Origin of the sequence: Streptomyces sp. NPDC051563 (assembly GCF_044454225.1) — a bacterium.
Classification (GTDB): Bacteria; Actinomycetota; Actinomycetes; order Streptomycetales; family Streptomycetaceae; genus Streptomyces.
Window position 1 is genome coordinate 189,557 of sequence record NZ_JBITDL010000005.1, and the last position, 21,590, is coordinate 211,146.

Annotated in this window: 20 protein-coding genes; 11 read left to right on the forward strand and 9 right to left on the reverse strand. The window is 73.7% G+C overall.

Annotated features, from left to right (window positions below; genetic code table 11):
* Positions 1 to 23 precede the first annotated feature (23 nt).
* Positions 24 to 386, reverse strand: a complete 363-nt coding sequence (locus tag ACIA8F_RS08585; RefSeq protein ID WP_399377676.1) for a hypothetical protein — start codon at positions 384 to 386, stop codon at positions 24 to 26.
* A gap of 312 nt (positions 387 to 698) precedes the next feature.
* On the opposite strand from ACIA8F_RS08585, the gene ACIA8F_RS08590 reads away from it, so the two are divergent.
* Both ACIA8F_RS08590 and ACIA8F_RS08595 read left to right on the forward strand, forming a co-directional pair.
* Positions 699 to 875 carry a hypothetical protein gene (locus ACIA8F_RS08590; RefSeq protein WP_399377509.1) on the forward strand — a complete coding sequence of 59 codons (177 nt, stop codon included), beginning with the start codon at positions 699 to 701 and terminating at the stop codon, positions 873 to 875.
* Positions 876 to 1,040: 165 nt separating this feature from the next.
* Positions 1,041 to 2,024 (forward strand): NAD-dependent epimerase/dehydratase family protein, encoded by a 984-nt coding sequence (locus ACIA8F_RS08595; protein WP_399377677.1) that lies wholly within the window; start codon positions 1,041 to 1,043, stop codon positions 2,022 to 2,024.
* Here the strand turns inward: ACIA8F_RS08595 and ACIA8F_RS08600 are convergent.
* From ACIA8F_RS08600 to ACIA8F_RS08610, 3 genes are read right to left on the reverse strand one after another with little or no spacing between them, the layout of a single operon-like run.
* Complete coding sequence (locus ACIA8F_RS08600; RefSeq protein WP_399377510.1) at positions 2,010 to 3,449, reverse strand: lipase maturation factor family protein; 1,440 nt, start codon at positions 3,447 to 3,449, stop codon at positions 2,010 to 2,012. The genes ACIA8F_RS08595 and ACIA8F_RS08600 overlap by 15 nt on opposite strands.
* Positions 3,407 to 4,003, reverse strand: a complete 597-nt coding sequence (locus ACIA8F_RS08605; protein WP_399377511.1) for a DUF1990 family protein — start codon at positions 4,001 to 4,003, stop codon at positions 3,407 to 3,409. The genes ACIA8F_RS08600 and ACIA8F_RS08605 overlap by 43 nt, the downstream gene beginning before the upstream one ends.
* A complete protein-coding gene (locus tag ACIA8F_RS08610) occupies positions 4,000 to 4,983 on the reverse strand; it encodes a YndJ family protein (RefSeq protein ID WP_399377512.1) in 984 nt (327 codons plus the stop codon). Before ACIA8F_RS08610 ends, ACIA8F_RS08605 begins: the two co-directional genes overlap by 4 nt.
* A 173-nt stretch (positions 4,984 to 5,156) precedes the next feature.
* Between ACIA8F_RS08610 and ACIA8F_RS08615 the strand changes: the two genes are divergently transcribed.
* The 5 genes from ACIA8F_RS08615 (at position 5,157) to ACIA8F_RS08635 (ending at position 11,313) form a co-directional block, all read left to right on the forward strand.
* Positions 5,157 to 6,461, forward strand: a complete 1,305-nt coding sequence (locus ACIA8F_RS08615; RefSeq protein ID WP_399377513.1) for a DUF6777 domain-containing protein — start codon at positions 5,157 to 5,159, stop codon at positions 6,459 to 6,461.
* 7 nt (positions 6,462 to 6,468) lie between these two features.
* The gene (locus tag ACIA8F_RS08620; RefSeq protein ID WP_399377514.1) at positions 6,469 to 8,532 is read left to right on the forward strand and encodes a SpoIIE family protein phosphatase; all 2,064 of its coding nucleotides are present in this window, start codon (positions 6,469 to 6,471) and stop codon (positions 8,530 to 8,532) included.
* A gap of 181 nt (positions 8,533 to 8,713) precedes the next feature.
* On the forward strand, positions 8,714 to 9,934 hold the full coding sequence (locus ACIA8F_RS08625; RefSeq protein WP_399377515.1) for a hypothetical protein: 1,221 nt from the start codon (positions 8,714 to 8,716) through the stop codon (positions 9,932 to 9,934).
* A gap of 20 nt (positions 9,935 to 9,954) precedes the next feature.
* Positions 9,955 to 10,815 (forward strand): Fpg/Nei family DNA glycosylase, encoded by an 861-nt coding sequence (locus ACIA8F_RS08630; RefSeq protein WP_399377516.1) that lies wholly within the window; start codon positions 9,955 to 9,957, stop codon positions 10,813 to 10,815.
* Between the two features lie 57 nt (positions 10,816 to 10,872).
* Positions 10,873 to 11,313 carry a hypothetical protein gene (locus ACIA8F_RS08635; RefSeq protein WP_399377517.1) on the forward strand — a complete coding sequence of 147 codons (441 nt, stop codon included), beginning with the start codon at positions 10,873 to 10,875 and terminating at the stop codon, positions 11,311 to 11,313.
* Positions 11,314 to 11,347: 34 nt separating this feature from the next.
* On the opposite strand, the gene ACIA8F_RS08640 is transcribed toward ACIA8F_RS08635, so the two are convergent.
* The 3 genes from ACIA8F_RS08640 to ACIA8F_RS08650 all read right to left on the reverse strand — a co-directional run bounded on the left by ACIA8F_RS08640 (position 11,348) and on the right by ACIA8F_RS08650 (position 13,409).
* The gene (locus ACIA8F_RS08640) at positions 11,348 to 11,812 is read right to left on the reverse strand and encodes a hypothetical protein (RefSeq protein WP_266962692.1); all 465 of its coding nucleotides are present in this window, start codon (positions 11,810 to 11,812) and stop codon (positions 11,348 to 11,350) included.
* A 259-nt stretch (positions 11,813 to 12,071) separates the two neighbouring features.
* Positions 12,072 to 12,734, reverse strand: coding sequence for a class I SAM-dependent methyltransferase (locus tag ACIA8F_RS08645; protein WP_399377518.1), 663 nt, complete (start codon positions 12,732 to 12,734; stop codon positions 12,072 to 12,074).
* Between the two features lie 135 nt (positions 12,735 to 12,869).
* The gene (locus ACIA8F_RS08650; RefSeq protein WP_399377519.1) at positions 12,870 to 13,409 is read right to left on the reverse strand and encodes a sigma-70 family RNA polymerase sigma factor; all 540 of its coding nucleotides are present in this window, start codon (positions 13,407 to 13,409) and stop codon (positions 12,870 to 12,872) included.
* Between the two features lie 320 nt (positions 13,410 to 13,729).
* Between ACIA8F_RS08650 and ACIA8F_RS08655 the strand changes: the two genes are divergently transcribed.
* Positions 13,730 to 14,935: a CapA family protein gene (locus ACIA8F_RS08655; RefSeq protein WP_399377520.1), complete on the forward strand. Its 1,206-nt coding sequence runs from the start codon at positions 13,730 to 13,732 to the stop codon at positions 14,933 to 14,935.
* Positions 14,936 to 14,956: 21 nt separating this feature from the next.
* Here ACIA8F_RS08655 and ACIA8F_RS08660 read toward each other — a convergent pair whose 3' ends face one another.
* Positions 14,957 to 15,418 carry a universal stress protein gene (locus ACIA8F_RS08660; RefSeq protein WP_399377521.1) on the reverse strand — a complete coding sequence of 154 codons (462 nt, stop codon included), beginning with the start codon at positions 15,416 to 15,418 and terminating at the stop codon, positions 14,957 to 14,959.
* A gap of 61 nt (positions 15,419 to 15,479) precedes the next feature.
* On the opposite strand from ACIA8F_RS08660, the gene lysX reads away from it, so the two are divergent.
* The gene (gene lysX, locus ACIA8F_RS08665) at positions 15,480 to 18,791 is read left to right on the forward strand and encodes a bifunctional lysylphosphatidylglycerol synthetase/lysine--tRNA ligase LysX (protein WP_399377522.1); all 3,312 of its coding nucleotides are present in this window, start codon (positions 15,480 to 15,482) and stop codon (positions 18,789 to 18,791) included.
* A gap of 112 nt (positions 18,792 to 18,903) precedes the next feature.
* Positions 18,904 to 19,809: a polysaccharide deacetylase family protein gene (locus ACIA8F_RS08670; RefSeq protein ID WP_399377523.1), complete on the forward strand. Its 906-nt coding sequence runs from the start codon at positions 18,904 to 18,906 to the stop codon at positions 19,807 to 19,809.
* 70 nt (positions 19,810 to 19,879) lie between these two features.
* Here the strand turns inward: ACIA8F_RS08670 and ACIA8F_RS08675 are convergent, their stop codons facing one another.
* A complete protein-coding gene (locus ACIA8F_RS08675) occupies positions 19,880 to 20,569 on the reverse strand; it encodes a class F sortase (RefSeq protein WP_399377524.1) in 690 nt (229 codons plus the stop codon).
* Positions 20,570 to 20,921: 352 nt separating this feature from the next.
* Here ACIA8F_RS08675 and ACIA8F_RS08680 point away from each other — a divergent pair, with 352 nt between their 5' ends.
* On the forward strand, positions 20,922 to 21,452 hold the full coding sequence (locus ACIA8F_RS08680) for a hypothetical protein (protein WP_399377525.1): 531 nt from the start codon (positions 20,922 to 20,924) through the stop codon (positions 21,450 to 21,452).
* The last annotated feature ends 138 nt before the right edge of the window (positions 21,453 to 21,590 follow it).

The following is a 21,590-nucleotide window of genomic DNA, read 5'->3' on the forward strand; positions in this document are numbered from 1 at the left end:
GAGGGGCCGGGGGCGCTCCGCGTTCAGGCGGTGCGGCCGTAGGCCCCCGCCGCGACCAGTTCCAGCACCGGGCGCCAGTCCTCCAGCACGCCCGCGTCCAGGACGGCGACCCGGCCCGCCTCGGCGGCGTGGCCGAGGGACTCCGCGTCGGGGCCGGGCCCGGGGTCCGGTGCGCCGGACCCGTGGTGCCGGAGGAGCCGGGCCACCCGCTCGCCCAGCAGGGGGCGGACCGTCTCCGCGGGGTGGCCGATCAGCAGGCCCGCGACCTGCAGTTCCTTGTCGAAGGGGTGCGAGCGGCGCAGCAGCGCGGCGACCCGCAGGCCGTGGCCGTCGCCGGGCCCGTTCCGTAGCAGGTCCATCAGTTCTCCGACGCTCCCGACGACCACCGGCACCTCGGACTTCGCCACTGTCGTTCCTTCCGTCGCCCGACCGCGTATCACCCGTATGGCGCCGTCGAGCAGATCAGGCGTACGCGACGCGCCGACGTGCGAGGTGATGAACTCGTGGCGAAAACAAGCTGTCCGGAGTGGATTTTACTATTCCATCGAGCGGGGGTGCGCTCATATGTGTACTCTGATCGCCATGAGAGCCCCACACGGGCCCTCGCTCCACCAAGGCGCCACCGCGTCCGGAAACCTTCTCTTCTCCCGCACCGGCGCGGTTCGCCCGCCGGGTTACGCGACACAAAGGAGTGCGCGGTGACACCTGAAATGACGAAGACCGAACAGGCGCCGAAGGACAGGGCGGGGTCGCGGAGCAGCAAGCGCCCCGAGACGCTCGGCAACCTGGAGGTCTGGGCCCGGTCCGCCCCCATCCGTCTCGCCGGCTACGAGGACGACCTCGCGGAGCCGCACATCCTGCCCGGCATCGACTAGACGCGCGGGTACCGCCGCCCGCCGCCCCGGTGTACAGCCCGGGGCGGCGGGCGGCGTCCTGGACGGACGGTGCCGGGAAGTTCCCCGTACCGGTACGCCGTGGGCGTCATCGCTGTCGGCGATCAAGGGTTCTGCGCACCCCGGCTCGCGGGCAGGCTGACCTGCATGAAGCTGCTGATGCTGGGTGGAACCGAATTCGTCGGGCGCGCGATCACCGAAGACGCCCTGGACCGCGGCTGGGACGTGACCGTGTTCCACCGCGGACACCACGCGCCTCCGCCCGGGACCACGGCCGTGCACGGGGACCGCACCGCCCCCGGAGGTCTGGCCGCCCTCGCCGAGGGGGAGTGGGACCTCGTCGTCGACACCTGGGGCGGCGCCCCCACGGCCGTGCGCGACAGCGCCCGGCTGCTCGCGGACCGGGTCGGCCGGTACGTGTACATATCCAGCCGCTCGGTGCACGCCTACCCGGCCGCGGCGGGGCTGGACGAGGACGGCCCGCTGGTCGAGGGCTCGCCCGACGCCGCCTCCGTGGCCTACGCCGAGGACAAGCGCGGCTCCGAGATCGCCGCCGTGGACGCCTTCGGCGACCGGGCCCTGCTGGTCCGCGCCGGGCTCATCCTCGGCCCGTACGAGAACGTCGGCCGGCTGCCCTGGTGGCTGAACCGCACGGCCCGGGGCGGCCCGGTGCCCGCCCCCGGACCGCACGGCCTCCCGCTCCAGTACGTGGACGTGCGCGACCTCGCGCACTGGACCCTGGACGCCGCCGAGGCCGGTCGCGGCGGCCCGTACAACCTGGTGTCCCCGGTCGGCCACGCCACGATCGGCAGCCTCCTGGAAGCCTGCGCGACGGTGACCGGCGGCGTCGCCGAGCTCCGCTGGACCGATCCGGCCCGGATCGAGGAGGTGGGCGTACAGCCCTGGACGGAGCTGCCCGCCTGGATGTCGGAGGGGGAGATGCACGACCACATGTACGGAGCGGACGTCACCAAGGCGCTCGCGGCGGGCCTGAAGTGCCGCCCGGTCGAGGAGACCGTCGCCGACACCTGGGCCTGGCTGCAGGAGCTGGGCAGGGTCGCCCCGCAGCGCCCCGACCGGCCCGCCCCGGGCATGAGCGCCGAGCAGGAGGCCGCGCTACTCGGGCTCTGACCGGGCTGCCTCCGCGAGCCGGGTCGGCGGCAGGTACTCGCGCACCAGCGTGCGGTGCCACCAGGCCCCGGTCTCGCGCAGCTCCCGCCACGTCGTGAACCGGTAGCGGTACAGCCGCGCCCGGACGTAGCGCGGCGGCGCGTCCGGGAAGGGGTTGTGCCGCAGGAGCTTCAGGGTGTCCCGGTCGCCCGCCAGCAGCCGTTCCACGAACGGCCCGAACCAGTCGCGGGCGTAGCCGGGGGAGAGCGCCGCGAACCACATGAGCCAGTCGAGGCGCAGGTGGTACGGGGCGAACTGGCGCGGGATCCGGCGCGCGTCACCCGGCTTGCCGCGGAACCCGTACTCCCGCCACCCGCCGCCCTCCCGGGGACGGAGGTCCGCGGTGCCCTCCACCACCACCTCCTCGCGGATCCGGCCCACCGTGCCGAACGCCCCGTAGGTGTTGACCAGGTGGAGGGGATCGAAGGACCGGTTCATGACCTGGCCGCGCGAGACCATGTTGGCCACCGGATGCCGGCTCAGCACGAGCACCAGCACGGTCGTCGCGCACACCAGCACCGCGTACCAGAGCGGTCCCTGCCGGGAGGCGGCCGCCGGCGGGCCGCCCGCGAACGCGCCGAAGTCGAAGGCGGGCAGGGCCGCCGTGATCGTGATCCAGTTCAGCCAGGCGAAGTTCCCCGACAGCACCAGCCACAGCTGGGTCGCCACGATGATCCCGGCGGCGTACGAGGCCACCGGCTGTGGCGTGAACAGCAGGACGGGCACGAGCAGTTGGGTCACGTGGTTGGCGGCGCACTCCACCCGGTGCAGCGGCTTCGGCAGATGGTGGAAGAACCAGCTCAGGGGGCCGGGCATCGGCTGCGTCTCGTGATGGAAGTACAGGCAGGTGAGCCGCCGCCAGCAGGGGTCGCCCCGCATCTTGATGAGCCCCGCGCCGAACTCCACCCGGAAGACCACCCAGCGCAGCAGCCACAGCACCAGCACCGGCGGCCCGGCCCGCGCGTTGCCGAGGAAGACGGCCAGGAAGCCGACCTCCAGCAGCAGGGACTCCCAGCCGAAGGAGTACCAGGTCTGCCCCACGTTCACGATCGACAGGTACAGCGCCCACAGCAGCGTCCACATCGCCATCGCCGCACCCAGCGGCACCGCGTCCCCGGCCCCCGCGGCGAGCGCCGCCGCCAGGGCGGCACCGGTCCAGGCGCAGCAGGCGAAGAACCGGTCGGAGTAGTGCAGGTGGAACAGACTGGGGGCGCGCCGGAAGGGCACGTGCCGCAGGTGGCGCGGCACGGGCAGCATGCCGTGCACCCCGATCAGTGCCCGGAACTGCAGGGCGGCCCCGGCGAAGGCGACGAGGTACACACCGGCCAGGGCCCGCTGGAAGATCAGCCGCCCCAGCCAGTATCCGGGCGCCGTGAACCAGTCCATCCCTTCCAGTATCGGGCCGGCCGGCCGCCCGTGGCGATCTGCCGCACGTACCGCCCGAGCCGCCGGGCGTAGGCCTGCTGGAGGAAGGGGAGGGCCGGGCCGCCCAGCCGGGCGTACCAGCGTTCCGGGCGGCTGAAGGCGTTGACCTCGAACCAGACCGAACCGTCCGCCTCCATCTCCACCTCGAAGGACTCCTCGCCGCGGGCGGGATGCCCGCTCAGCGTCCCGTAGGCGAAACCGGTCCGCCGGGGCTCGTACACCGCCCAGATCACCTCGCACGGGGCGTCGATCCGCAGCGGGCCGAAGCCCATCCCGACCACCACCCGGTCGCCCTGCCGGACGGGGGCCGGTCCTGCGGTGACGAGCATCCCCGAGTCGCGGTGCGCGCGGAAGGTGGTGACGGCGATGGCGGCGGCGTCGAGGACGGCCCGGCCGTGCCCGATCCGGGTGCGGTGGTGGGTGATGTTGTACCCGGCGGGCAGCGGCCGCCGGGCCGTGGCGCCCCGGTCGGGGTAGTTGAGGGTGCTGCGGCCTTCGCTGATGAGGCGGGTCATGCCGGGATCTCCGTTCGGTCGGGCAGGACGGTGACGGGTGCGGCGGCTACGGGTTCAGCGGCTACGGGTTCGGCCGCGGCTGCTCCCGCCCCCGGCGCAGCGGCTGCGGCCGCAGCGGTCAGGCGGCGCCAGGCGAGCAGCGAGCACAGGCCGAAGCCGAGGGCGTTGCCGAGGCCGTGGGTCGCGGCCATCCAGGTCAGGGTCGGGTGCACGATCCCGGTGGCCTCGCCGAGCGCCCACCACAGGGCGAGCAGCATGGTGGCCACCAGAACGACCGCCGAGCACCCGAGCAGCGCACCGGTGACCCGGTCCCGGGCCCCCGCGCCCGGGCGCAGGTCCCGCCAGGTCAGCAGGGCCACCGCCCACATGCCGCCGGTCAGCGTCACCGCGCCCACCAGCTCGGCCCAGTCGTCGATGAAGTAGCCGAGGAGCACGAGCGCCGTCCCGGCCGGGACGCTGTACGCCGCCCAGCGCGCGAGGGCTCCGTCGGCGCGGGCCCGGCACACCAGCCCGGCGACCAGGGCCGCGGTGAAACCGGCGAAGTGGAAGTGCGGCACGGTCAGGGCCAGGATGTCGAGGTCGAAGCCGAAGAGCCGGTGTCCGGCGCGTTCGGCGACCAGGGCCGTCCCGGCGACCGACGGCGCCACCAGCGCGGTGAGGACGGCGACCCCGGCGGGTCCGGGACCCCGCCCGGGCGCGCCCCGCACCGCCGGGCGCAGGGCCCGTACCGCCGGGGCGGCGGTGCGTACCGCCGGGACGACGGCCCGTGCCGCGAGGGCCAGCGTGGCTGCCGCGTAGACCGCGGCGAGGGCCGTGGCCGGGGCTCCCCGGGGCAGCCACAGGCAGACCGCTCCGGGGGCCGCGAACAGCGGCCAGAGCCGGGCCGTCCGCCCGAACCGGACCGGATCGATCAGGCGCAGGCCGGCCGGGACGACGTAGAGCATGCCCAGGGCGACGATCAGATTCACGAGCGCGGTCACAGCGGAACCCCCTCCGGAACGAACGCATTGAACGCGTTCAATTCATGCTCGTGAGCCTAGACCCTCTCTTGAACATGTTCAAGAGAGGGCCCAGGTGCGCGATCTCCGGTTGCGGCCACCCCGTACATACGGCAGACAAGAGGCAGCAACCGGGGCGAAAAGGGAGATGCATCGTGTACGCACCGACACCCCGTCAGGCGCCGCGTCGTCACGCACCGGCCCGGGCGGCCCTCTTCACCGTCCTCGGCCTCCTCGCCGCGGCCTGCGGAGCCACCGCCGAGGAAGGACGGACCCAGGGCCCCGCCGCCGAGAGCCAGGACGTCCACCTCCAGCCCGTGGCCTCCGCGGGCCCGGACCCCTTCACCTCGTCCTCCGCCACCGCCGAATCGGCCCCCGTCCAGCCCCCGCTGCCCAACGCGACCGGCCAGGGCATCCGCACCGTCAACGCGGCCACCCCCGGCCTGTACGGCGGAACCCAGCGGCTCGGCAGCTGCGACGTGGAGGCGCAGGTCCAGTCCCTCACCGCCGACGACGCCAAGGCCCGGGCCTTCGCCGAGGCCTCCCGGGTGGAGCAGGCGCAGATCCCCGACTTCCTGCGCGGCCTCACCCCGGTGGTGCTGCGCGCCGACACCCGCGTGACCAACCACGGCTTCGTCGGCGGTCAGCCCAACGCCTTCCAGTCCGTCCTCCAGGCCGGCACCGCCGTCCTCGTGGACGACCACGGAATGCCCCGCGTCCGCTGCGCCTGCGGGAACCCGCTGCTCGCTCCGCGCGCCGCCAGGGGCGCACCGGTGCTCAAGGGAGAGCCCTGGAGCGGATACCAGCCCGCCCAGGTCGTGGTCATCGAACCGACCATCCAGGTGATCAACAACCTGGTCATCGTCAACATCGCCGACAACACCTGGATCGAGCGCACGGCCGGGGACGACGGAGCACAGGACCGCGTCCCGCAGACGCCGCCCCCCTACGACCCGGCCGACGGGATCCCCGCCGGGCCCGCGACCCCGCCCGGCACCGAGCCGGGGGAGCCCTGCCGGACCCCGGAGAGCAACAGCCTCGCCCGCACCGAACCGCCCTCCACCGCCCCGCCCGGCTCCGGCAGCAGCCCCGCACCGAGCAGCCCCGCACCGAAGGCGGCCGACTGCCCGCCGAGCTCCCCGCAGACGGCCCCGGACACCCCCGACACCCCGAACGCGCCGGTGACCCCCGACCAGCCCTCGTCCGGCATCCCCTCGGGCCCGCCCACGGCCCCGCCGCCGGCCACCGACCAGCCCTCCGAGGTCCCCACCGACATCCCCTCCGACCTGCCCGGGCAGACCCCGGGCGACCCGGGCACCCTGGTGGGCCCCGACGGGGTGTCGCCGCAGCCGAGCGATCCCCATGCGGACCCGTACGCCGACCCGTACGCCGACCCCTACTCCGTCCCCGAGCAGCAGCCCCCGGCCCCGTACGACGGCCAGTACCTGGAGAGCGCCTGACCGGCCCGTGTGTCATGGTGGACCGGTGCCGACCGCCGTATCCCTGCCTGAGGACTGGCCCGCACATCCGGACCGGTCGCTCTCGCTGAACCGCATGGGCAGTTTCGACTGGGACTTGGTCACCGGTCTCATGCACATGGACGCGGCGGCCCTCGACGTCTTCGACACCACCGCCGGGGAGTACGACGGCCGGCCCGCCTCCCTCGCGCCGCGCGTCCCGCCCGCCGAGAGCGCCCGGCTGGACGCACTGGTCTCCTCGGCCCTCAAGAGCGGGGTCGACAGCTACGGCGCCTACTTCCGTATCCGCTGCCACGACGGCACGCTGCGCTGGACGCACACCCAGGGCCGGGTCATGCGCGGCCCGGACGGCCGCCCGTACCGGATCATCGGCATCGTCCGCGACGCCACCGAGGAGCTCAGCCACTCGGCGGAACGCCTCGGGCTGGACGAGGAGCGGCGCCGCCAGACGTCCGTGGTCGAGAGCACCACCGCCGCGCTCGCGCACGCCCGGACCGTCCAGGACGTCATCGACGCCCTCGGCGACGCCCACGGCCTGGAACGGCTCGGATCCATGGGCATGGTGATGGGGCTGGTCGAAGCGGGCCGGATCCACCTCGTCGCCGAGGGCCCCGCGGGCAGCTTCGTCCCCGGCACCCGCTACACCCGCATCGACGAGCAGTACCCGATGAGCGAGGTGGTGCGCTCCCTCCAGCCCCGCTTCCTGGACTCCGCGGCCGAGTTCGCCGCCGGGTACCCGGGGCTCTGGGCCAAGATCTCGTCCATGCACATCTCGGCGGCCGCCTACCTGCCGCTGATCGCCCAGGCCCGCCCGATCGGCGCGATCGGCCTGCTCTACCAGGACAAGGACGGCTTCACCCAGGAGGAGCGGAACCTGCTCGTCGCCCTCGGCAGCAGCATCGCCCAGAGCCTCCAGCGGGCGATGCTGCTGGAACAGGAGCACGATCTGGCCGAAGGGCTCCAGCAGGCGATGCTGCCGCGCCGGATCCCCTCGGTGCCGGGCGCCGAGATCGCCGTACGGTACCGCTCCGCCAAGATGGGCCAGGACATCGGAGGCGACTGGTACGACGTCATCCCGCTGCCCGGCGGCCGGGTCGGCGCGGTCATCGGCGACGTCCAGGGCCACGACACCCACGCCGCGGCCGTCATGGGCCAGCTGCGCATCGTGCTGCGCGCCTACGCCGCCGAAGGGCACTCGCCCGCCACCGTCATGGCCCGGGCCTCGGTCTTCCTGCACGAGCTGGACACCGACCGCTTCGCCACCTGCACGTACGCCGAGGCCGACCTCTCGACCGGGGTGCTGCAACTGGTCCGGGCCGGCCACATCGACCCCCTCCTGCGCACCCGGGACGGAGGCTGTGAGAGGCTCGCGCTGGAGGGCGGGATGCCGCTGGGGCTGTCCGCGGAGTTCGGGGTGCTGGAGTATCCGGTGACCGCGGTCGAGCTGGGACCGGGGGAAACGCTTCTGCTGTGCACGGACGGCCTGGTGGAACAGCCCGGAGCCGACCTCGACGACGGAATCCGGCTCCTCGCCTCCCTCGTCCGCACCGGACCGGCCGACCTGGCCCTGCTCGCGGACCGGCTGTGCGAGGTCGTGGACGACCGCGGCGGCGACGACGACATGGCGCTGCTCCTGCTCCGCCGCGACGCCGAAGAGGTCCAGCAGGCCGGCGGCCGGCTCCAGCAGCACGTGGCCCCCGGTGACCCGGAGGCCCTCGTATCGGCCCGCCACATGATCGGCGCGGCGGTACGGGCGTGGGGCGCACGGGACCGGGCCGACGAGATCGAGCTGATCGCCGACGAGCTCATCGTCAACGCCCTCATGCACACCGACGGCCCCGCCATCGTGACCCTGCGGATCCTGGCCGGCCCCCAGCGCCGGCTCCGCGTGGAGGTCGAGGACCGCTCCAGCGCCCTGCCCCGGCGCAGGGAGGCGGGCGACTCCGGGGTCTCGGGACGCGGTCTGATGCTGGTGGACCGGCTGGCGGACGTCTGGGGCGTGGAATCGCGGGGCAGCGGCAAGTGCGTGTGGTGCGAGTTCGCCATGCCGTGAGCCGCTGCGGGTTCCCGGAAACGGTTCCCGGCACACCGTCAGGGGCCCCACGGCGCAACGTCAGGGGCCCCACGGCACACGATCAGGGGCCCCACGGCGCACCGGTCGGGGCCCCACGGCGCACCGGTCGGGCCGAAAGTCCGTTGCGGGGCCGCAGGGGACGCGCCGATGATCGGTGGCGATGACTGACACCCTGGACGAAGTCCGCACCCTGCTGAAGTCCGGCGATCTGCCCGGCGCCGTACGGTCGCTGCGCCCGCGCGCCGAGACCCTTCCCCTCGCCGAACTCGCCCGGGCCGTAAGGGCACTGGCCGAAGCCGCCGGTTTCAGGGATCTGGCCAAGGCGGCCAAGGCCGCCGCCAAGCGGCCGGAGGATCCCCAGGCCCTCTACGACCTGGGCTACGGCTGCGTCGAACACGGCATCGCCTTCCTCGGCACCGCCCCCCTGCGCGCTGCCCTCGCGCTGGTCCCGGACGCTCGACCCCTGCTCACCGAGCTCGTCTCCGCCCTGGAGGACGAGGAACGGCACGCCGAGGCCGCGGCCCTGCTCGCCGCCCGAGGAGACCGGCTCCCCGCCTGGCCTGAGACGTACCTGCTCGTCCACCACACCCTCCTCGCCGGGGACCTGCCCGGCGCCCGCGCCGCCGCCGGCCGGCTGCCCGCCCCCGAGGACGAGGCGTGGGCCTGGGCCCATGCACGCCAGCGCCGGATGCTCACCCGCGCCGAACTCGCCGCCACCGCGGGGCCACTGGACTCCACGGACCTGCGCGGCTGGCAGTTCGCGCTCACCGGAACCCTGCTCGGCACCCTCTCCCCGTACGGCTACGACGCCGGCATGACCGGTCGGTACGCCTTCCTCGGGGACACCCACGCGACCTGCCGCCGCGGCCTCGCCCGCCTCGCACTGGCCCTGGACGCCGCCGGCCGCCGGCCCGCCACGGTCTCGCTGCTGCCCGGCCGCTCCGACCGCATCCTGGGGCTCGCCGCCGCGACCGTACTCGGGCTGCCCGCCGTACCGTACGAGCCCGGCCGGCCCGACACCCTCGTCGTCGCGTACGACCTCGGCGAGGCGGACCCCGGGCTCGCGGAGCGCGCCGACGGGCAGATCCTGTACGAGCACGCCACCCGGTGGACCAGCCCGCCACCGGTCAGCGCCGACTTCAGCGCACTGCAGGCGCAGCTCGTCACGGAACCGTGGAAGGACGACACCCGTCCCGAGGAGGAGATCGCCCGCGACATCGCCGCCGCCGACCCCGCCGCGGACGAGGGCGACGGGGCGACCCCGCCCGATACCGACGAGGCCTTCCGGGCCTACGCCGCGGCCCTCGCACCCGGCTGGCTGACCGGCCCCCGGGACCGGATCGGCTCCCCGGGCCCGGTCCCCAGCTCGCGCTTCGCCTGAGGCCGCGGCAGGCTGGGGGCATGCCCGAGCTGCCCGAAGTCGAGGCCCTGAGGGGGTTCCTCGACGAACACCTCGCCGGGCGGGTGGTCGAGCGCGTCCTCCCGCTCGCCGTGAGCGTGCTCAAGACGTACGATCCGCCGCTCACCGCCCTCGAAGGACAGCGGGCCGGGGCCACGGCCCGGTACGGCAAGTACCTCGCCCTGCGGATCGGCGAACTGCACCTCGTCACCCACCTCGCCCGGGCCGGCTGGCTGCGCTGGATCGACAACGTGCCCGCCCAGCCGCCGCGCCCCGGCAAGGGGCCGCTCGCGCTGCGCCTCGTCCTGGAGGGCGGCGGCGGGTTCGACCTCACCGAGGCCGGGACGCAGAAGCGACTCGCCGTGTACGTGGTCCGCGATCCGCAGGAGGTCCCCGGCATCGCCCGGCTCGGCCCGGACCCGCTCGCCGAGGACTTCGGCCGCGAGGCCTTCGGGGCGCTGCTCGCCGGGGAACGGCGGCAGATCAAGGGGGTGTTGCGCGACCAGGGCGTCATCGCGGGGATCGGCAACGCCTACAGCGACGAAATCCTCCACCATGCCAAGGTCTCGCCCTTCAAACTGGCGGCCTCCTTCGACGAGGCACAGGTGGACCAGCTGTACGAGGCCGTCGAGGAGACCCTGCGCACCGCCGTCGAGCGGGCCCGCGGGGTGGCCGCCGGACGGCTCAAGGCCGAGAAGAAGAGCGGGATGCGGGTCCACGGCCGCGCGGGCGAGCCCTGCCCGGTGTGCGGGGACACCGTCCGCTCGGTCTCCTTCGCCGACTCCTCGCTCCAGTACTGCGCGACCTGCCAGACCGGCGGGAAACCGCTCGCCGACCGCAGGCTGTCGAAGCTCCTGAAGTAGGCGGGGTCCCCGCCCGGGAAGGGCCGGGCCGGAGCGCCTCCGGTTAGACTCCGGGCCATGGCCGAGGAGCAGCACCCGCAGGCGCCCCGGCGGGAGGTCGTCACCGGGGTCCCGCGCGGCAGCCGCAGGAGGCCCCCCGCGCACACGCCGGCCCGGTCCGAGATCTCCGAGCAGACCACCCTGGGCGCCACCTACGTACGGGCCCTCATGCGCAGCCAGTTGCGCGCCGCACTCGCCGCCCTGGCCGCGCTCGTCCTCCTGGTGGGGCTGCTGCCGCTGCTGTTCCTCATCCCGCGGGTCGCGTCGGGCCCGCTGGTCTGGATCGCGCTCGGGGTGCTGGTGTACCCGGTGCTGTGGTGCGTCGCCCGTGCCTACGTGATCCGGGCCGAGCGCAACGAGGCGGATTTCACCGGGCTGGTCACCGACCCGACGGAGCCGCAAGGCGCGCAGGGTCTGCCGGGTCCGCAGGGTCTGCCGGGTCCGCGCCGGCCGGAGTAGCGGACCGGGGTGCGACCGTTCCGGCCGCTCGGGCTCAGAACAGGTGCATCGCCAAGTGTCCCAGGGGCAGGCCGAGTTGCCAGGCCGGGGTCCAGACCCGGGCGTTCTCGTCCAGGCCCGGCGGGGTGTCGGCGTGGCCGTGCCGTCCCGGGTCGAGGTTGGTGGCGAACAGTTCCGTGTGGTCGAGCCAGCGCCACGCGGCCCGGGCCAGTTCCAGGTCGGGGTCCTCCCCCTGCCCGCGCTCGCGGGCCTCCTCGCCCAGGGCGAGGAACCGGGTGTGGACCCAGTCGCGCCAGGGGTGTCCGTACGCCGTCAGCGACATCCACTCGTCGAGCTGCGAGACGACCCGGATCCCGGAGAGTTCGCCGGCGGCGTCCGAGAGGTAGATGGTCAGCGCGAGCGTGTCGCGTCCGGCGCGGAACTCCAGGGTGCTGACCGGGATCAGCCGGCCCGTGCGCAGCAGTTCGTCGGCGATGTACTCCGCGTAGAGCCACGCCATGGGCACCGCGAGCCCACCGTCACTGGTGCCGTTCGTACCCTCGGGCTGCACCGTTCCACCTTCTCCCGCATGCGTCGAGTCGTCCCACCGTCAGCGCCGAGCCTTCCGTGCGCGGCTCGCAGAGTGGGGCATGTTTACTCAACTTGAACGGTCCGATGCCGGTTTCGATGCGGTTCGTGTCCGCTTCGGGGGTGTTCAGGCCATTCTTTGACGCGTTCGTCGCCCCTCGGGCCGAGGGTCCCTTCGCGGACCGGGCCGGTCAGACCGTGGCGATCACGGCGTAGCGTTCGTCGGTCACCGCACGCCCCCACAAGTCCGCACGGCCGCTGAGGGGTTCGACGCGCAGGGCGGTCACGAGCGGTCCTACGGCGGCGGTGAGGTCCGCGGCGGTGACGCCGCCCGCCCAGGGCAGGGCGTCGGCGCCCGGTACGTACGCCGCCGCACCCTCCGCTGCTTCGCGCCAGCGGCCCTCGACGAGGACGAGGGTGCCGCCGGGGCGCAGCCGGCCGGTCCACGCGCCGAGCGCCGCCTCCGGGTCGGGGAGGGTCCACAGCAGGTGGCGGGAGAGCAGGACGTCGAACCGCTGCTTACCGGTGGGCGGTGTGGCGGCGTCGCCGACCAGGAACCTGCCGCTCAGGCCGGCGGCGGCCAGCTTGGCGCGGGCGTGCCCGACCATCTGCGGGGAGAGGTCCACCCCGGTGACCCGGTGCCCGGCCCCGGCGGCCAGCAGGGACAGCGATCCGGTGCCGCAGCCCACGTCGAGGACGTCCAGCGGTCCGGCCGGCAGCCAGGAGCCGAGGAGCCCGGCCCAGGCGTCACGGGTCTGCGGGGAACGCAGGCCGTGGTCCGGCTCCTCGTCGAACCGGGATGCGGCGGTGTCCCAATAGGCGGTGATGGCGGCGGGGTTCGTGGAGTTCGGCATCGCACGAGCCTCGCACCCGGCACTGACAACGCACCCGGCACAGACAACGCACCTGGAACTGACAACGCACCCGGCACGGGCATCGCACCCGGCACTCACCACGCGGCCGGACACCGGCCCCCGCCCGTCCGTCCCTCAGGCGCCGAGCCCGTACCCGTAGCCCTGGAGGCCCTTTCGCAGGGCGCGCAGGGCGTAGTACGTGCGGGACTTGACCGTCCCCGCCGGAATGCCGAGCTCGGCCGCGGCCTCGGCCACCGAGCGGTCCTGGAAGTAGACCTGCACCAGGACGTCCCGGTGCTCCGGGCCCAGTGATCCCACGGCCCGCCGTACGTCGATGGCCGTCACCGAGCCCGCCACCGCGTCCCCGGGCGCGGGCGCCTGGTCCAGCCCCTCGGGGTCCACCTCGAGGGGCCTGGCCAGGCGGGCCCGCCGGGCGTCGATGGCGAGCCGCCGGGCCACCGTGAACAGCCAGGGCCGCAGGGACGCGTAGGAGCCGGCCAGGACCTCCGGGTGCTGCCAGAGCCGCAGGAGGGTCTCCTGCACGAGGTCCTCCGCGCGCTGTGCGTCCCCGGCCGTGAGGCCCAGCAGGAAACCGAACAGGGCCCGTCCGTGTTCGCGCTGGAGTTCGGCCAGCGCCTCGGGGTCGGTGCGTCGGAGGGTGGGGGCAAGGGGCACGGGAGGCTCCTTCCGGGGGTCGGTGCGGGGGCGGTCGGGGTCGACGGATCCACCCTGACCTGCACCGGGCCGCCCGGGAACCGTCCCGCCCGGATGGTGCGCCCAAGCACCCGGGTCATCCGGTGGGCGGCCGCGCGGGGCGGTGAACGGTCGAACGGCACGCCGAACGGCCATTGGAGTGAGCGGGCGGCCGGACGACGGAGCCGTTTCTTGACTTCAGGCGTCTCTTTCTATGGATTGACTGAAGATCAGGTAGTCGTACTTATGGAGCTCATCGAGCTCATCACGTTCATCGAGCTCACCAAGGAGAGCCGGGACACATGACCGCGCGCACCCGCAACGCCCTCGCCCTCCTGACCGCCGTCGTGCTGGCGGCCGTGGCCGGCTGCTCCGCCGGCGGGGACCGAGCGCCGGCCCGCCTCGCCGGCTCCCCGTCCGCCCAAGGGCCCTCGGGCGCCCCCGGGTCCACCACGGCCCCGGCGGGGAAGGGTTTCACCCTGGTCGCCAGCGGGGACGTGCTGCCCCACGAGTCGGTGATCCGGCGGGCGGCCTCCGACGCGGACGGCGACGGCCACGACTTCCGGCCCATGTTCTCCGCGGTCAAGCCGATCGTCTCGGCCGCCGACCTGGCCCTCTGCCACATGGAGACCATCTACGGACCGGACGGCGGCCCGTTCACCGGCTACCCCGCCTTCCAGTCCCCGCCCGAGGTCGCCGACGGCCTCAAGGACGCCGGGTACGACGGCTGTTCCACGGCCTCGAACCACACCCTGGACGGCGGCGCCGCCGGTCTCAAGCGCACCCTCGACCGGTTCGACAAGGTCGGCCTGAAGCACGCGGGGTCGGCCCGTACGGCGGCCGAGGCGGGCACCGTGACGATGTACACCGCGGGCTCCGCGAAGGTCGCGCACCTCGCGTACACGTACGACACCAACGGCTACCCGATGCCCGAGGGCCAGCCCTGGGCGGTCAACCTGATGGAGCAGGAGAAGATCGTCGCGGACTCCCGGGCGGCCCGGAAGGCGGGCGCCGACGTGGTCCTCGTCAGCCTCCACTGGGGCACCGAATGGCAGACCGAACCGGACGAGAAGCAGCTCGCGCTCGGCAAGGCGCTGACCGCCTCGCAGACCGGCGGCCGCCCCGACGTGGACATGATCCTCGGTACGCACGCCCACATCCCGCAGGCGTACGAGAAGGTCAACGGGACCTGGATCGTCTACGGCATGGGCGACCAGGTCGCCGGCGAGATGTTCAACTACAGCGGTGCGCGCGACATGCGCGGCAACTACGGTTCCATCGGCCGCTTCACCTTCGCCCCGCCGGCCGCCCCCGGGCAGCGCTGGCAGGTCACCAAGGCCGAGTTCGTCCCCCAGATGATGGACCTCGGCGCGGGCCGGGTCGTCAACCTGCCCGCCGCCCTCGACCGGTCGCCCGGCCGCGAGGACTACGAGAACGCCCGCGACGAGATCACCGAAGCCGTCCTCGGCCGCGGCGCGGCGAAGGACGGCCTGACGATGGCGAAGTAGGCCGCCCGATGCCGCCCACCGCTACGGAACCACCGTGACCGGCCAGCGCCCCGCCTTCACCAGGCGGATCGCCACCGAGCCCACGATCCGGTGCCCGGCCTGCTCCGAGGCGCCGACCACCACCGCGTCCGCCATCAGCTCCTCGGCCGCGCTCACCAGCCCGGCGTACGCGTCCCCGCGGAAGGTGTGGAACTGCCAGCGGACGTCGTAGACGCCCTTCAGCCGCTCCGCCGACTCCCGGATCTCGGTCACCAGCCCCTCCGCGATCTCCTCCGTGGCCTCCGACACCGGCACCCCCAGCGAGGCCCCGGCCGGCATCACCGGCTGGACGTACACCAGCGCCAGCAGCGCGTTCTGCCGCCGGGCCAGCCCCGCCGCGTAGGATGCCGCCCGGAGCGAGGACTGCGAACCGTCCACCCCGGCGAGGATCACCTTCGGACCGTCCGTACCGCGTTCGAATCCCGTACTCACATGCTCTGTCACCCTTACGAGGCTAAACCCGCTCACCGCGCGGACGCGCGCAGCCCTCCCTACAGTGCGAACCATGAGTGCCACCGTGGAGGAGACGCGCGGGACGCGCGGCAGCCGCAGCCGCTTCCTGAACCGGGTGCCCGACGCCTTCGGGGCGTTCTTCGGAACGCTCGGGCTGTTCTGCGCCCTGCTGGCGCTCTCCCCGACGCTGCGCCGCCTGCTGCGGCCCGTCGTGCGCTTCCTCGACGCCATCGTCGTACCGGTCAGCGCGAACCTCGCCTACGCCGTCTTCCTCTTCCTCCTCGCCGCCGCACTCGGCATGCGCAAGAAGGTCGCCTGGTGGATCGTCGTCACCTATTTGGCCCTGCTGCTCCTGGTCGACGTGCTGACCGTGGCCGCCGAGGACTACTGGGTGGGCTTCTCCTCCATGGCCCTCGCCGTCGCCGCCCTCGTGGTCCTGATCGCCGCGCGCAAGGAGTTCAACGCCGCCTCCCGGCCGGGGGCCCTGTGGCGGGCCATGCTCGTGCTCGGCCTCGGCCTGCTCGCCGCCGTCCTCCTCGGCTGGGGCCTGGTCGCGCTGTTCCCGGGGACCCTGCCCAAGGGGCAGTGGTTGGACTGGTCCGCCAAGCAGGTCTTCGGCGGACTGTTCTCGGCCCGGCAGTTCGACGGCCGCCCGGCGCGGCCCCTGTACTTCCTGCTCGGCCTCTTCGGCGCCCTCGCCCTGCTGAACGCCGCCGCCACCCTCTTCCGCTCCCAGCGGCTGACCGCCGCCCTGCACGGGGACGAGGAGCCCCGGATCCGGGCGCTGCTGGGCGCCTACGGGCGCAACGACTCCCTCGGCTACTTCGCCACCCGGCGGGACAAGGCCGTCGTGTTCGCCCCCAACGGCAAGGCCGCCGTCACCTACCGGGTCGAGGCCGGCGTCTGCCTCGGCAGCGGCGACCCCGTCGGCGACCCCGCCGCGTGGACCCCGGCCATCGACGCCTGGCTCGCCGTCGCCCGCCGCTACGGCTGGCAGCCCGCCGTCATGGGCGCCTCCGAGGACGGCGCGACCGCGTACGCCCGCTCCGGGCTCGGCGCGCTCCAGCTCGGCGACGAGGCCATCCTGCACGTCGCCCACTTCGACCTCGACGGCCGCGACATGCGCGTCACCCGCCAGGCCGTCAACCGCGTCAAGCGCACCGGAGCCAGCACCGTCATCCGCCGCCACTCCGCCCTCTCCGAGGACGAGATGCACACGATCGTGGACCGGGCCGACAAATGGCGCGACACCGAGACCGAACGCGGCTTCTCCATGGCCCTCGACCGGCTCGGGGACTCCGCCGACGGCGACTGCCTGCTCGTGGAGGCCTTCGACGACAAGGGCGAGCTGATCGCGCTGCTCTCCTTCGTGCCCTGGGGCAAGGACGGCATCTCCCTCGACCTGATGCGCCGGGACCGGGCCGCCCCCAACGGGGTCATGGAGTTCGTGGTCGCGGAACTCTGCGCGGCCGCCCCGGGCCTGGGCGTGCGCCGCATCTCCCTCAACTTCGCCGTCTTCCGCTCCGCCTTCGAGGAGGGCGGCCGGATCGGTGCCGGTCCCGTCCTGAAGGTGTGGCGCAAGCTGCTGCTGTTCTTCTCCCGCTGGTGGCAGCTGGAGGCGCTGTACCGCTCGAACGTCAAGTACGGCCCCGAGTGGTACCCGCGGTTCCTCTGCTTCCAGGACGCCGGCTCGCTCGCCCGCGTCAGCCTCGCCTCCGGCATCGCCGAGGGGTTCGTCTCCGTGCCGCGCATGCGCACCCTGTGGGGCAACGGCCACCCGCGCGGGCTCATCGCACCCGCCACCACCGCCGGGCTGCCGCCCATCGAAGACCTCGGGCTCGACGCCGTGGGGGAGGACGCCGAGGGCGCGCGGGCCGAGCGGCTGCCCGAGCAGGTCCGCGTCCGGCACGACAAGCTGGAGCGGATCCGGGCCGCCGGCACCGACCCGTACCCCGTCGGCATCCCGCAGCGCACCCACACCGTCGCCGAGCTGAAGGCCGCGCACCCCGGCTACCCGCCCGGCACGCGCAGCGGCTCGCCCGTCACCGTGGCCGGACGCGTGATGGTCGTGCGCGACCTCGGCGGCGTGGTGTTCGCGGTCCTGCGGGACTGGTCCGGCGACGTCCAGCTGATGCTCACCCGCGACGAGGCCGGCGCCTCCGTGCTCGACACCTTCACCTCCCAGGTGGACTTCGGCGACCACGTCGTCGCGAGCGGAGAGGTGGGCGCCAGCAAGAGCGGCGAACTGTCCGTGGTCGTCGCCTCCTGGCAGCTCACCGGCAAGTGCCTGCGCCCGCTGCCCGACAAGCGCAAGGGCCTCGCCGACCCGGAGGCCAAGGTCCGCCGGCGCTACCTCGACCTGGTCGCCAGCCCCGAGGCGCGCGACGTCGTACGGGCCCGCTCCAGCGCCGTCCAGGCCCTGCGGCAGGGGCTGCTGGACCGGGGCTACCTGGAGGTCGAGACCCCGATGCTCCAGCAGATCCACGGCGGCGCCAACGCCCGGCCGTTCCGCACCCACATCAACGCCTACGACCTCGACCTGTACCTGCGCATCGCACCCGAGCTGTACCTGAAGCGGCTGTGCGTGGGCGGCATGGAGAAGGTCTTCGAGATGGGCCGCACCTTCCGCAACGAGGGCGTCTCCTACAAGCACAACCCCGAGTTCACGATGCTGGAGGCCTACCAGGCCTTCGCCGACTACGACGTCATGCTCGACCTGACGCGCGAGCTCATCCAGGGCGCCGCCACGGCAGCCTTCGGCTCGCCGGTCGCGCACAAGGCCGGACCGGACGGAAAGCTCGTCGTCCACGACATCTCCGGGACCTGGCCGGTCAAGACGATGTACGGGGCGATCAGCGAGGCACTGGGCGAAGAGGTCGACGCCGACACCGAGGAGCACGTCCTGCGGCGGCTGTGCGACCGCGCGGCCGTACCGCACACGCCCGACAACACCCGGGGCGACGTGGTCCTGGAGATGTACGAGCGGCTGGTCGAGGAGCGGACCAAGCTGCCCACCTTCTACAAGGACTTCCCGACCGACGTCTCCCCGCTCACCCGGCAGCACCGCAAGGACCCCAGGCTCGCCGAGCGCTGGGACCTGGTGGCCTTCGGCACCGAACTGGGCACCGCCTACTCGGAACTGACCGACCCCGTCGAACAGCGGCGCAGACTGACGGCGCAGTCCCTGCTGGCCGCGGGCGGGGACCCGGAGGCGATGGAACTCGACAACGACTTCCTGGACGCCCTGGAGTACGCGATGCCGCCGACCGGCGGGCTGGGCATCGGAGTCGACCGCCTCGTCATGTTCCTCACGGGTCTGACGATCCGCGAGACCCTGCCGTTCCCGCTGGTGAGGCGGGGCTGACGGGGCCCGGCGGGCACGGGCCGACGGGCGGTACTACGCCGGGCGGGTGAGCGGCGGGGGTCCTGTCCGTGCCTCTCGACATCTGTGGCGATGTCGTTGATACGTAGTAGTAATGAAAAATGACGAGCCGACAGTAGGGCGACGCGTGCTCCTGCGCTCCGCCGTCTTCCTCGGGGTCGCCGCCGCCGCAGGGCTGCTGACGGGCGGCGAAACCGATCTGCCGACACCGGGCGCGGGAACCCCCGCCGCCGGCCCCGGGACGGCGCCCGGCGGCGCCGCCGGGCCCGGGCCGATCACCGGAGCCCCCGCCGGACTGCAGCAGTTCCCGCGCGGAGCGCCGTACCGGCTCGAACCGATGACCTCCGAAGGGGCCCCGGAGCGCCCGCCCGCGGCGAAGCCCGCCGTACGGACCCGGCCGATCCTGGAACTGCCCGCCGGTGCGCACACGGCGAGCGCCATGACCCTCACCTTCGACGACGGCCCCGACCCCCGCTACACCCCGGGCATCCTGGACACCCTCGCGCGCCACGGCGTCCGGGCCATGTTCTTCGTCTGCGGGGAGATGGCGGTGGACAACCAGGACCTGCTGCGCCGGATGGTGGCCGAGGGCCACGTCATCGGCAACCACACCTGGACCCATCCCCAGCTCACCAAGATCAGCCGCCCGGCGATGGCCTCCGAGATCGGCCGCACGAGCGAGGTCGTCCAACAGGCCGTCGGCAGCGCACCGTCGTGGTTCCGGGCACCCTACGGGGCGTGGAACCGGGCCTCCTTCGAGATCGGCGCGGAGCTCGGCATGGAACCGCTCGCCTGGACCGTGGACACCCTGGACTGGACGGAGCCGGGCACCACCGCGATCGTGTCGCGGGTCCTCAAGCAGGCCGCGCCCGGGGTGATCGTGCTGAACCACGACGCGGGCGGCAACCGCGCGCAGAGCGTGCAGGCGCTGGTGAGCTACCTGCCGCAACTCCTGGGGCGGGGATTCCGGATGACCCTGCCGGAGCTCCCGGCACGCTGAGGCGCCGTACCCCTCCGGGAGGCCCGTGCCCCGTGCGCGGCGGCGAGGTCCGCCGCCGCGCACGGGGCGGTCAGCGGGCCTCCACCATCCGCGCGAACACCACGACGTTGCCGTCGTAGCCGTGCCCCTTCGAGTAGCCGCCTCCGCAGGTGATCACCCGGAGCTCCGGCTGTCCGGTGTCCCCGTACACCCGGGAGCCGGGGAAGGTGCTCTTGGAGAAGACCTCCACGCCGTACACCTCGAACACCGCCGTGCGGCCGTCGTAGCGCGCCACCTCGATGCGGCTGCCCTTCTGGACCGAGCCCAGCCCGTAGAAGACCGCGGGGCCCTGCGCGTTGTCCACGTGGCCCACGATCACCGCCGAACCCTGCTGGCCCGGCGAGATGCCGTTGAGGTACCAGCCGGCCAGGTTCTTGTCCTGGGGCGGCGGCGCGTCGATCCATCCCTGCGCGTCCAGCCCGACCGTCATCACCGGTGCGTCCACGCTGATCGACGGGATCCGGATGCGCTGGACCGACGAGTGGTCCAGCACCTCCATGTCCGGCGGCGGCGCGGGCGGCTCGGTGGGCGCCCGGTCGGCCTGTGACCCGACCGTCGCCCCGGCCGGCGCACTGACCGCGGCCGCCGCGGCCGGCTGCGGGGGTCCGCCGCCGGCCTCGGCTCCGTTGCGCATCATGGCGAGGCCGGTGAGCATGACCAGCGCGATCGCCCCCCAGGGGGAGCGTCTCCTCGGTGGCCTCTCACTCTCGTCCTCGAGCATGGTTCTCCCTTCCCGACGCGGGGGTCCCGACCCGCGTTCTTGTCCCACCCCTTCACGCCCTACTTCACGCACGCTAAGGCGGTCCGTCCGGGACGGCGATCGGGGAAGGGCGAACGGGTGGTGGGGCCGGAAGGGGTGCGCCCATCCAGGTAATCGTCATATAAAAGCCTGACGGGTCGTGACCTGCGGATCCGTCAGCGAACGCGGCGACGCATCGGCGTGTCGCTCAACCTTGCGGCCCAAAGGCGGAAATGCGCTGGTTGCGGACCGGGCCGAGGGTTCGTGATGGGAGGCGTTCTCGTCGATCTGCCCGGGCCACCGCTCCGGGGCGCTTCCCGCTGGAGGTTCCACCATGCGTGTTCTCCGCGCTCTTACCGTGACCGCGGCGGCCACTTGCGCCGCCATCGCCCTCAGTGCCCCCTTCGCCTCCGCGAACCCTGCGGGCGGTCCGCCCGCGGGCGGACCGCCCTCGGGAGGAAACGGCGGGCCCAGCAATGTCACGGTCAACCCGTACTCCGTGCACCAGGGCTCCACGATGCAGGTCAGCGCGGCCGGCTGCGGCCACGGCGGCATCGTCTTCTCGCACGACAACTTTCCGCAGACGAACCTGTCCGCCGGCTCCATCGGCTTCGCGACGGTCCGGATCTTCAACCACGCCTCGCCCGGGCACCACACGCTGTCGGTCAAGTGCCACGACAACAGCCTGGTCGCCACGCACCGCTTCACGATCCTGGACGGCCGCGGCGCGCAGGGAGGCATCGGCGGCTCCCTCGGCCCGTCCACCACCGAGACCGCCATCGGCGCGAGCCTCGTCGGTGCGGCGGCCCTCGGTGCCGGCGCCCACGTGATGCGCCGCCGGCGCCCGATCCGCGGCCGGGCCTGACCGGCCGACCTCCCCGGTCGGCCCGGACAACCGCCGGGGGCCCCCCGGGGGGGGCCCGGCCCCCGGGGGCCCGGGGGGGGGGGGGGGGGGGGCGGGGGGGTGGGGGGGGGGGGGGGGCGGCGGGCGGGGGTGAGGGGG

What these genes read in the sequence shown, in the direction of transcription:
- ACIA8F_RS08595 (WP_399377677.1), top strand. Translation starts at nt 1,041, where the DNA reads ATGAAGCTGCTGATGCTGGGTGGAACCGAATTCGTCGGGCGCGCGATC.
- ACIA8F_RS08600 (WP_399377510.1), bottom strand. Translation starts at nt 3,449, where the DNA reads ATGGACTGGTTCACGGCGCCCGGATACTGGCTGGGGCGGCTGATCTTC.
- ACIA8F_RS08605 (WP_399377511.1), bottom strand. Translation starts at nt 4,003, where the DNA reads ATGACCCGCCTCATCAGCGAAGGCCGCAGCACCCTCAACTACCCCGAC.
- ACIA8F_RS08625 (WP_399377515.1), top strand. Translation starts at nt 8,714, where the DNA reads ATGACTGACACCCTGGACGAAGTCCGCACCCTGCTGAAGTCCGGCGAT.
- ACIA8F_RS08630 (WP_399377516.1), top strand. Translation starts at nt 9,955, where the DNA reads ATGCCCGAGCTGCCCGAAGTCGAGGCCCTGAGGGGGTTCCTCGACGAA.
- ACIA8F_RS08635 (WP_399377517.1), top strand. Translation starts at nt 10,873, where the DNA reads ATGGCCGAGGAGCAGCACCCGCAGGCGCCCCGGCGGGAGGTCGTCACC.
- ACIA8F_RS08640 (WP_266962692.1), bottom strand. Translation starts at nt 11,812, where the DNA reads ATGGCGTGGCTCTACGCGGAGTACATCGCCGACGAACTGCTGCGCACG.
- ACIA8F_RS08645 (WP_399377518.1), bottom strand. Translation starts at nt 12,734, where the DNA reads ATGCCGAACTCCACGAACCCCGCCGCCATCACCGCCTATTGGGACACC.
- ACIA8F_RS08655 (WP_399377520.1), top strand. Translation starts at nt 13,730, where the DNA reads ATGACCGCGCGCACCCGCAACGCCCTCGCCCTCCTGACCGCCGTCGTG.
- lysX (WP_399377522.1), top strand. Translation starts at nt 15,480, where the DNA reads ATGAGTGCCACCGTGGAGGAGACGCGCGGGACGCGCGGCAGCCGCAGC.
- ACIA8F_RS08670 (WP_399377523.1), top strand. Translation starts at nt 18,904, where the DNA reads ATGAAAAATGACGAGCCGACAGTAGGGCGACGCGTGCTCCTGCGCTCC.
- ACIA8F_RS08675 (WP_399377524.1), bottom strand. Translation starts at nt 20,569, where the DNA reads ATGCTCGAGGACGAGAGTGAGAGGCCACCGAGGAGACGCTCCCCCTGG.
- ACIA8F_RS08680 (WP_399377525.1), top strand. Translation starts at nt 20,922, where the DNA reads ATGCGTGTTCTCCGCGCTCTTACCGTGACCGCGGCGGCCACTTGCGCC.